The organism is Acidisphaera sp. L21, assembly GCF_009765685.1.
Lineage (GTDB): Bacteria > Pseudomonadota > Alphaproteobacteria > Acetobacterales > Acetobacteraceae > LMUY01.
The window spans coordinates 1-9735 of record NZ_LMUY01000113.1; the positions used below are offsets into that span (position 1 = coordinate 1).

The following is a 9735-nucleotide window of genomic DNA, read 5'->3' on the forward strand; positions in this document are numbered from 1 at the left end:
ACGTCCGAGGCGACTTCGATCACGCCGATCGTGCGGCCGGAATAATCTTTCACGGGAACGCCGCCGACCTCGAAGCTGCGGTCGCCACGCGTAATCGACCGATGAATCGCATCACCATTCGTGACCGCCTTCAACTCGGTATCCGCCAGAATCGGCTTGTCGGCGTAGGTCGAGTTCTGCGTCTCGAACCCGTCCCCCTTGATCAACCGAACCGCGATGTCGGCCTTCAACTGTGATTTGAGGCGAGCGAAATAGTCGGTCGTCAGCGTGGTGCCGACATCGGCGACGCCAACCACCTTACCCGCTTTGAACACGGGGGCGGACGCAAATACCGCCATGGCGGCCCGGCCGGGCTCGATCCCGGTGACGATGGCGCCGGTCTTGACCGCAACAGCATACATCTTCCGCCGGTCGCTGATATTATCGCCAACCGCGACCTCGGGGTCGTGCACACGCGCCAGGACGACCCCTGTCGTATCGGAGAAGGTGAGAAGCTGTAGATTGAGACTCGATTTGAGTTTGTTGAAATTGGTGATGAAGCGACGGACGATCTCCTCGCGCGCTTTCGCCACCATCAGATCCGCCATATCGGGCTCGCCGGAGATCACCAGTGCGACACCTTCCGCATTGCGGGCCTGGGCGTGCATATCCGTCTGGATGGCATCGATATCGCTTGCGAGATGCGTCTCGATGCTGTCTTCGCCCGATTGATACTGCCGCTGAAAGCTCAGCCCCCCAATCGCGACGCTCGTAAACAGGACGGCCGCGAAACCGCTCCCGACAATCTTGAGCCAGATTGAGTTCGACTGTCGCGCGATCATTTTCGGGGCTCCGCAGGGCAAACTTTTGGTCAAAGACGAGAGTGTCAACATCCTTTCAACCGGTTTAATCCAGGTTAACGGCTCCGACGAACGCCCGCGCGACGTGGCGCTCGCCAATGCCCGGCACGCCATCCGCACCATCACATGACACGAAACTGCTGCAGGAACGCGGTATCGAGGTCCAGCCCCAGCCCGGGCGCCGAGGGTGCGGTCACCGTGCCGTCCGGGTTGATCGCCAACGTGTCGCGATAAACCCGGCCCCACATCGGGTCGAAATGCCCGGCATAGAACTCCAGCATCAGCCCATTTGGGATCGCGGCTACCAGGTGGATGTGGATGTCCTGCGAACCATGCGGCGCAATGTCCAGGTCGTGAGCCTGCGCGAGCGCGGCGACCTTCATGAACTCGGTGACGCCGCCCAGAACCTTCGCATCGGCGTTCAAGATGCTGGCCGCATCTGCCTGGATCAGATCGCGAAAGCCATACCGCGTGTACTCGTTTTCGCCGGTCGCGATCGGTATCGTCGTGGACCGGGCAACCTTGCGATGCCCGGCGTAGTCGTCCGGGGCAACCGGCTCCTCGAACCAGGCGACGTCATACGCCTCGATCCGCCGGGCAAACTGAATGGCCTCGTAGTGGCGGTACGCGCAATTGGCATCCACCATCAACTTGATGCCGGGCCCGATGGCATCGCGGACGGCGCGCACCCGCTCGGCATCCTCCACCTGCGGCACCGCGCCGACTTTCATCTTCACCGCACGGGCGCCGAGCGACACCGCCTCCTCCATCTCCGCGGCCAACTCGCGCAGCCCCTTGCCCTCCTCGTAATAGCCGCCTGCGACATAGGTCGGCACCCGGTCCCGGAACCCGCCGAGCAGCTTGTGCAGCGGCATGCCCGCCACCTTGCCCCGGATGTCCCATAGCCCGATGTCGATGGCGGAAATCGCTCGCGTGGTCAGGCCGCGGCGGCCGATCAGCTTTGGCACCCACATCGCGGCCCACAACCGCTCGACATCGACCGGGTCCTGCCCGATCAGCAGTGGCGCCAAATGCCCCACCGTCGCGCGCGCGATCGGACCGCCATAGCCGACGCCGATGCCTTCCACGCCGTCATCGGTCGCGATGCGCACGATCGAGTAATCGACGTGCGTGTAGGTGTGCTTCCCATTGGTGATCGGCTTCGGCCGCGGCCAGCGATATTCCTCCATCGTCACGGACGTGATCTTCATGATTTGCCCCTTTTGCGCATGGTGGGATCGAGTACAACCCGCAGCCACTCGCCCAGCGCATTGAACGACAGCGCCGTCAGCAGAATGGCCAGGCCCGGCGGATACATCTGCTCTGGCGCGATCTCCATATAGCCGTAGGCGCGGGCGAGCATATTGCCCCAACTCGGCTGCGGCGGCTGCACGCCCAGCCCCAGGAAGCTCAGGCTCGCCTCCGCCAGCAGCGCCATGGCCAAGGCGAGCGTGATCTGCACGATCACCGGCTGAATCGCATTCGGAAGGATATGGCGCACGATCACCCGTAGCGGCCCGGCGCCAAACCCCTGCGCCGCCTCGACGAACAGGCTGCCGCGCACCACCAGCGTCTGGGCTCGCACCACGCGGGCCATCACCGGCGCCAACACCAGGCCCACCGCCAACATCGCGTTCGTCGTGCCGATCCCCAACGCCCCGGTGACGCCGATCGCCAGCACGATGGCCGGGAACGACAGCAACGCGTCCAACAGCCGGCTGCCGACCTCGTCGGCCCACCCGCCGACGAAGCCGATCAGCACCCCGAACGGCACCCCCAGTATCGTTGCCACCCCAACCGCCAGCGAGCAGGCATACAGGCTCACGGGCGCGCCATAGATCAACCGGCTCAACACGTCCCGGCCCAGATCGTCCGTCCCCAACAAATGTCCGGGACCCGGACCCAGCATCATGTCGTCCAGGTTTTGCTGAATGGGCGAGGCCGGGGCAATCCAGCGGGCGGCCACCGACAAGACCACCAGGAAGCCGAGGAACAGCAGCGCCAGCATCGCGCCGACCGGCAGGCGCCACCGCGTCATGCGCGCGACACCCGCGGGTCCAGCGCCGCCGCTACCAGGTCGACCAGCAGATTGGTCAGGATCACGCCGATCACCAACACGAACACGACCCCCTGCACGACAGGAAAGTCCTTATTGATGGCGGAGTAGGAGATCAGGCTGCCGGTGCCCGGGATGGCGAACACCGCCTCGATCACCACGGTGGCGCCGAGCAGCCGGTTCACCATCAGCCCCGTCACCGTCAGCAGGGTGACGGCCACGTTCTTCAGCCCATGTTTCCAAAGGATCCGCGTCGGCGACAAACCCTTCGCGCGCAAGGTCCGGATATACTGCGTGCCCAACACCTCGATCAGCGCGCTCCGCAACTGCCTCGCCACCTCCGCCACGGTGCTCCCGGCCAGCGCGATGGCGGGAAGTGCCGCGTGCCGCAGCGCGTCCAACGGCGCACCCAGCAGCGAGGCGGCGCCGCTGGCCGGAAACCAGTTCAGGTCCAGCGCAAACACCGTCACCAGGATCATCGCCAGCCAGAATGAAGGCAGTGCCACGCCGAGGGAGGCCGCGCTGGTGAGCGCCTGGTCGACCGCGGAACCATTGCGCACGGCCGCCGCGATACCCAGCGGGATGCCGAAACCAAGCCCCAACACCAGCGCCAGCGCCACGATCAGCAACGTATTCGGCAACCGTTGCAGGATCAGGCTGCTCACCGGCGCGCGGGTCAGCAACGACTGCGATAGGTCGCCGTGGGCGGCATGCCACAACCACAGCCCATACTGGTCCAGAAACGGCCGGTCCAGCCCATAGAGGTGGCGGATCTCCGCCACGTGCTGCGGTGTCGGGTTGTCCCCCGCCAACATCATCGCCGGGTCACCCGGCGTCAGGTGCAACAGTCCGAACACGACGAAGGTGGCCACCACGATGATCGGCACCACCTGCAACAGCCGCATGGCGAGCAGGCGGCCGGCATGCATTACGCATCCATCCACATCGTGTGCAGCTTCGGCTTGCCCAACAGGTTCGGCTGGTAGCCATGCACATTCTTGTGGAAGGCGACGATCTCCGCCTCGAACATCATCGGCAGCATCAGACCCTGCTCCAGCACGAGGTGCTGCAGTTTGGATAGCTCGGCCTTGCGGGCCTCGACGTCCGTGGTGCCGACGGACGCCGTCAGCAACGCCTCCACCCCCGGCGTCTCGCCACTCCCCGCGTTGTAATACGACCCCTTGCCGAACAATTGGCGGTAGATCTGGCTGGGGTCCGGCCGCCCACTCCAAACCGCGACCCGCCCATCGCCCTCCTTGCCCGGCCCGAAAAAGCGCGTCGCGGTGTCGCCGGGCGAGCCGAGCGAAAGATGCAGGCGAAACCCGGCGGGCTTCATCTGCTCCATCAGGATTTCCTGCACCTTCTGCCAGCGCTGCTCAGTCCAGCCGATGAAGTTGATGTCACACCCATCGGCATACCCGGCCTCCGCCAGCAGCGCCTTCGCCTTGGCGGGGTCGTAGGTGTAGCCTGAAACCGTTGTGGGATCGCAAGCCCAGTGCTCCTTCGGCAATTCGGTCGTCGTGGCTTGGTTCAATCCCAGCCCGACCGCCTTGTTCAGCGCATTGCGGTCGATGGCGTAATTCAACGCCTGCCGCACCCGCTGGTCGTTCAGTGGCTTGCGGCTGTAATTCAGGTAGACGGTGTGCAGGCGAAAGCTCGGCGTGACCACCGTCGTCAGGTTACGCGCTCGGTCCAGCAGCGGCTTCTGCTCGGGCGATAACTCGAACGCAAAGTCGTTCTCGCCCGCCATGACCGACCGCAGGCTCGTCGCGGTATCGGCGATGGTGCGGATTTCCATGCCATCCAGATAAGACTGGTCAGGCTGCCAATATTTGTCGTTGCGCACGTACACCACGCGGTCGTTATCGGTGTAGGTCACCACGCGCATCGCCCCGGTGCCGACCGGCTGCCGGTCCGTCTGCACCCCCAATTCCTTGATTGCCTTTGGCGAGATGATCATGCCCGCCCGGTCCGATAGCGACAGCGGCAGGGCGCTGTCCGGCCGGGACAGACGCAGCGTCACCTGGGACGGCCCCGTAACCTCCACCGAACGGACGGAATCGAAATCCGTCCGCACGTTGGACCGTGCATCGCCCGCCGCGCGCTCCAGGTTGATTTTCACGGCAGCGGCGTCGAACGGCGTGCTGTCGTGGAACAGGACGCCTTCGCGCAAATCCAGCACGAACGTCTTGGGGTCCGGAAACGACCATGCTTTCGCCAGCCCGGGCCGCGCCAGCATACTCGTCGGTTCGAAATCGATCAGCGTCTCGACCGCCGGGTAGAGGAACACGTGGTCGGTGCCGTTGCGCCCGGTGATCGGGTCCAGCGTGGAGGGTGCCGCGTAGGTGCAAACCCGCAGCGTGCCACCCCGGCGTGGTTGCGGCGCCGGCGCCTGGGCCCGTGCCGCAGTCGCCGACAGCAGCGCCCCCGCCCCGGCCAAAACGCCACGCCGGCCTAGTCCTTGTGCGTCCTGGCTCATGATATTGCCTCCCTTTGGGCGTCTTCTTGATTGAGTGCGAAGTGGCAGGCCACGAAATGCCCGGCCCTGGCCTCCCGCCACGCCGGTTCCTCCGTCGCGCAGCGCTCGGCCGCCAGCGGGCAGCGGGTGCGGAACCGGCATCCGGAGGGCGGGTGCAGCGGGCTCGGGATCTCGCCCTGCAGCGTGACCCGGCGGCGCGTGCGCCCCGCTTGTGCCGGGACGAACTCCGGCTCGGCCGACAGCAACGCCCGCGTATACGGATGCAGCGCCTGCGACGTCACAGCAGACGCCGCGCCCAACTCCATCAGCCGCCCCAGATACATGACCCCGATGCGATCGCTCACATGCGTCACGACGCCGATATCGTGCGTGATGAACAGCGTGGTCAGCCCAAACTCCTGCCGCAATTCCGCGAACAGGTTCAGGATGTCGGCCTGGATCGACACATCCAGGGCGGCCACCATCTCGTCGCACACGATGAACCGCGGCGACACGGTCAGCGCGCGGGCAATGTTGACCCGCTGCTTCTGCCCCCCGGACAGCTCGTGCGGGTAGCGCCCGGCCTGCTCGGCCGTCAGCCCCATCCGGTCCAGCAGCGCCAGCGCCTTGCGCTCCCGATCCGCCCGGGCCCCCAGTTTGGCGATATCCAGCGGCTCCCGCACCGATTGCAGGACGGACATCCGCGGATCCAGCGCCGCGTTCGGGTCCTGATACACCAACTGGTAGTCGCGGCGATGCGCCCGCCTTGCCGCACCGCGCAGGGCGGCCAGGTCTTTGCCATCATGCAGCACCCGCCCGGCCGTCGGCGCAGTCGTCCCAACCAGCGCGCGGCCCAACGTCGATTTGCCCGACCCGGATTCACCGATGATCCCCAGCGTCTCGCGCGGCTGGACCGCCATGCTCACCCCGTCCACCGCCCGCAGCGTTCCTTGCCCACGCAGGCGAAAGCGGATCTGCAAATCCTCGGCGGTGACGGCGGCGGTCATCCGAAGGCGCCCGGCAACGCCAATTCGCCATGGCGGCAACAGCGCACCGCGCCCCTACTATCCGGCTCCAACGCCTGCGGCAACGCGCAACGCGGCTCCACATGCTGGCATCGCGGCGCAAAGCGGCAACCGGGCGGCATGTCCCAGGGCGGCGGCACCCGGCCGCCGATCGACTGCAACCGCTGGCCCGGCGTGCCGAGCCGCGGCAAGGACCGCAACAGGCCGGAGGTGTAGGGGTGTCTGGGGTGCGCAAGCGCGCGACCGACCTGCGCCGTCTCCACCACCTGTCCAGCATACATGGTGAGCACCCGGGCGCAGGATTCCGCCACCACGCCCAAATCATGCGTGATCAGCAGCAGCGCCGTTCCCAGCCGGGCGCTGCAATCTTGCAGCAGATCGAGGATCTGGCCCTGCACCGTCACATCCAGCGCCGTCGTCGGCTCGTCAGCGATCAGCAGTTCCGGCTCGCACGCCAACGCAATCGCGATCATCACCCGCTGGCGCATGCCGCCGGACAGCTGGTGCGGATAGGAATCGAGCCGCTCGCGAGGCTGCGCAATCCCAACATCGGCGAGCGCCGCGACCGCCCGCTCACGCGCCTGCGCCGCAGACAGGCGAATATGGGCGACCAAGGTCTCGGTGATCTGCTCGCCGATCGTGAAGACGGGATCGAGCGCACTCATCGGCTCCTGGAAGATCATGCCGATGCGCCGGCCGCGAACCCGGCGCATCGCCCGGTCCGGCAAGCCCAGCAACTCTTGCCCGGCAAGACGCACGGAGCCGCTCACCTGCACCGCGCGGGGGGGCAGCAGACCCATGATCGCAAGCCCCGTCACCGACTTGCCGCAGCCGCTCTCCCCCACCAGCCCCACGGTCTCCCTGGCGTGGATGTCGAACGACACGTCGGCCACCGCCGGTGTGCCGTCGAACCCAATCCCAAGTCCACGCACGCTCAGCAGCGGGACGTCGGTGCCAATCGGTTCAAGCAACGGGTCTTGCCGCGGCAAAAACGCGCGCCCGGGCATCACGGACGAAGCTGCCAACGCGCTGCAGGGCGTCCCGGTCGCCCGCCAGGCTCGCCACGCGCGCCGCCACCATCGCGGCCAGCGTATCCGGCGCCGGCCCACCGGTCACCCGGCGCCGGCGCACATTGCCCGCCGGGTCCAGCGCCGCCGTCACCACCGCCGGGTCCAGGCCCAGCGTGCGGCCAAACAGCAACGTCGACGCGGCGTCCAGTTCGCCGGCGGTGATGGTGTCCGCGGTCCTGCCCTGCTCGATCGCCTCCGTCACCACGTTGGCCACGATGTTATGCGCCATGCGAAAGGACAGGCCGGTCGCCGAGACGATCACGTCGGCCAATTCCGTCGCCGTGCCGAAGCCGATGGCCGCCAGGTGGCGCATGCGGTCCGGTGCCAGGGTCAGCGCACCCAGCACCTCCGCGAACAGCCGCAGCACGCGGCCGGTGCGCAGCACGGCGTCCAGCGACGGATCCGCCGTCCCCGTAACGCCATCGCTCACGTCGCCATAGGCAGTGTTCTTGCTGCTTGCCAATGCCGCGACCAGATAGCCGGTGATCTGCGCAGCCTCCGCCTTGATGTGCTCCAGCGCGGCCGGGTTCTTCTTCTGCGGCATGATGCTGCTGACGGCGGAGTGTTGGTCGCCCAACTCCACCATCCCGTATTCCATGGTGCTCCAGGCCTGCAGGTCGGTGGCCAGTCGGGATAGCCCCGTCATCAGAATGGCCATCGCCGCCGCCGTCTCATGCGCGTCGTCGCGGCTGGACACGGCGTCGTAGGCGACCTCCACCAGCCCCTCGAACCCCAACGCGGCCGCCGTCCACTCCCGGTCCAGCGGAAACGAGGTGGTGGTGAGCGCCGCAGCGCCGAGCGGCGAACAATTGGTGCGCGATAGCGCCGCGAAACCGCGCGAGAAATCCCGCGCCAGCACATCCGCAAAACCCAGCAGGTAATAGCCGAACGTCACCGGCTGCGCGTGCTGCGAGTGCGTGTAGCCGGGCATCACCATGTCGGCGTAGCGGGAAGCGCCCTCCAACACGGCATCCCGCATGTCCAGCAGCCGCTCCAGCGTGGCCAGCATGGCCGTGCGCAGCGTCATCCGCCACTTGGTCACATCCAAATCATTGCGGCTACGGCCAGTATGCAACCGGCCACCCACCTCCGGGCCCAATTCGCCGATCAACCAGCGTTCCGTATAGGAATACAAATCCTCCAACGACCCATCGGCGCCCAACACCTCCGGCCCCATTCCGTGCAGCCGCAGCAAGGCCGCCATGATGGCGTCTGCATCGCCGGCCCCGATGATCCCCTGCCGGACCAGCATCTGCGCATGCGCCAGATGCACCCAAATCTCGTTCTCGAAATTGAACGCGAACGCGCGTGCCAAGGCGGGGCTGATATAGCTATCCAGCAACGCCTCCGAGGGCGGGCGCTTGACCCGCTCCCGCATCGAAACGCCGGTCATGCTGCCGCGGCAGCCGTCGCCGCACGAGCCCTGGCAGCCGCATCGCGTGCCATTTGGGCGCAAAGACCGGTATATTCCGTCGGGTCGAGCAGCGCGTCGATCGCCTCCTTCTTCAGGTGCTCCGTCACCCGCGTGTCCCCCGCCAGTAACGCGCTGAAATCCTTGGTCTCGGTGAAGGCCGCCTGCGCCGCATCGTACACCACGTCATGCGCATGCTGCCGCCCGATGGCGGCGCCCAGTTGCAGCATCACCGCCTCCGCCATGATCAGCCCGCCGCCCAGGTCCAGGTTGTTGCGCATGCGATCCGGCTTCAGATCCAGCCCGGACAGGATCATGTTCAACCGAACCAGCATGTCACCGGTCAGCGCGCACGCACGCGACGTCGCCTCGCGGGTCATCAGGCTGGTGGTGCGGTCCGCCTCGTGTTCCGTCTGCATCGCCTCAAGTGCGAACGGCACGATGGAGCGCAGTTCCGCCGCACAGGCGATCACGTCCTGGCAATAATGCGGGTTGCGCTTCTGCGGCATCGTGGAACTGCCAACCGTGCCCGGCGTCACCGGCTCCTCCACCTCGCCGAACTCGGTTTTCATCAGCGTGTAGAGCTCACGGCCAATCTTGCCGCAGGTCGCCCCTAACATGCCCAGCAACAGGATATATTCGGCGATGTGGTCGCCAATGGTGCGGGCGGGCACGGCCATGGGCGTCATGTCGAGGTATTTCGCGATGCCTGCCTGCACCGCCGGGCCTTTGTCGCCCAGGGAGGCGAAGGTGCCCGCGGCCCCGCCCAACATCGCCACGAACACGCGCGGTTCCGCCTGGCGCAGCCGTTCCACATGGCGCAGCACCTCGTCGATCCACACCGCGACCTTGAAGCCGAAGGTGACGGGCACGGCA

At 66.5% G+C, this 9735-nt stretch carries 9 protein-coding genes; all 9 read right to left on the reverse strand.

Annotated features, from left to right (window positions below):
* The coding region (locus GSQ76_RS21765) for a cache domain-containing protein (RefSeq protein WP_216851214.1) at positions 1-938 on the reverse strand (938 nt) is incomplete at its 3' end.
* A 23-nt stretch (positions 939-961) separates the two neighbouring features.
* Positions 962-2050 carry a mandelate racemase/muconate lactonizing enzyme family protein gene (locus GSQ76_RS21770; protein WP_158746220.1) on the reverse strand — a complete coding sequence of 363 codons (1089 nt, stop codon included), beginning with the start codon at positions 2048-2050 and terminating at the stop codon, positions 962-964.
* Complete coding sequence (locus GSQ76_RS21775; RefSeq protein ID WP_158746221.1) at positions 2047-2877, reverse strand: ABC transporter permease; 831 nt, start codon at positions 2875-2877, stop codon at positions 2047-2049. The genes GSQ76_RS21770 and GSQ76_RS21775 overlap by 4 nt, the downstream gene beginning before the upstream one ends.
* Entirely contained in the window at positions 2874-3824 is a 951-nt protein-coding gene (locus GSQ76_RS21780) for an ABC transporter permease (RefSeq protein WP_158746222.1), read from the reverse strand. The genes GSQ76_RS21775 and GSQ76_RS21780 overlap by 4 nt, the downstream gene beginning before the upstream one ends.
* Complete coding sequence (locus GSQ76_RS21785; protein ID WP_158746223.1) at positions 3824-5374, reverse strand: ABC transporter substrate-binding protein; 1551 nt, start codon at positions 5372-5374, stop codon at positions 3824-3826. The genes GSQ76_RS21780 and GSQ76_RS21785 overlap by 1 nt, the downstream gene beginning before the upstream one ends.
* Positions 5371-6360 (reverse strand): ABC transporter ATP-binding protein, encoded by a 990-nt coding sequence (locus tag GSQ76_RS21790; protein WP_158746224.1) that lies wholly within the window; start codon positions 6358-6360, stop codon positions 5371-5373. The genes GSQ76_RS21785 and GSQ76_RS21790 overlap by 4 nt, the downstream gene beginning before the upstream one ends.
* Positions 6357-7349 (reverse strand): ABC transporter ATP-binding protein, encoded by a 993-nt coding sequence (locus GSQ76_RS21795; RefSeq protein WP_254070563.1) that lies wholly within the window; start codon positions 7347-7349, stop codon positions 6357-6359. Before GSQ76_RS21795 ends, GSQ76_RS21790 begins: the two co-directional genes overlap by 4 nt.
* The gene (gene argH, locus GSQ76_RS21800) at positions 7342-8841 is read right to left on the reverse strand and encodes an argininosuccinate lyase (protein WP_158746226.1); all 1500 of its coding nucleotides are present in this window, start codon (positions 8839-8841) and stop codon (positions 7342-7344) included. Before argH ends, GSQ76_RS21795 begins: the two co-directional genes overlap by 8 nt.
* A partial coding sequence (locus GSQ76_RS21805; protein ID WP_254070564.1) for a lyase family protein occupies positions 8838-9735 on the reverse strand: 898 nt, incomplete at its 5' end. The genes GSQ76_RS21805 and argH, both read right to left, overlap by 4 nt.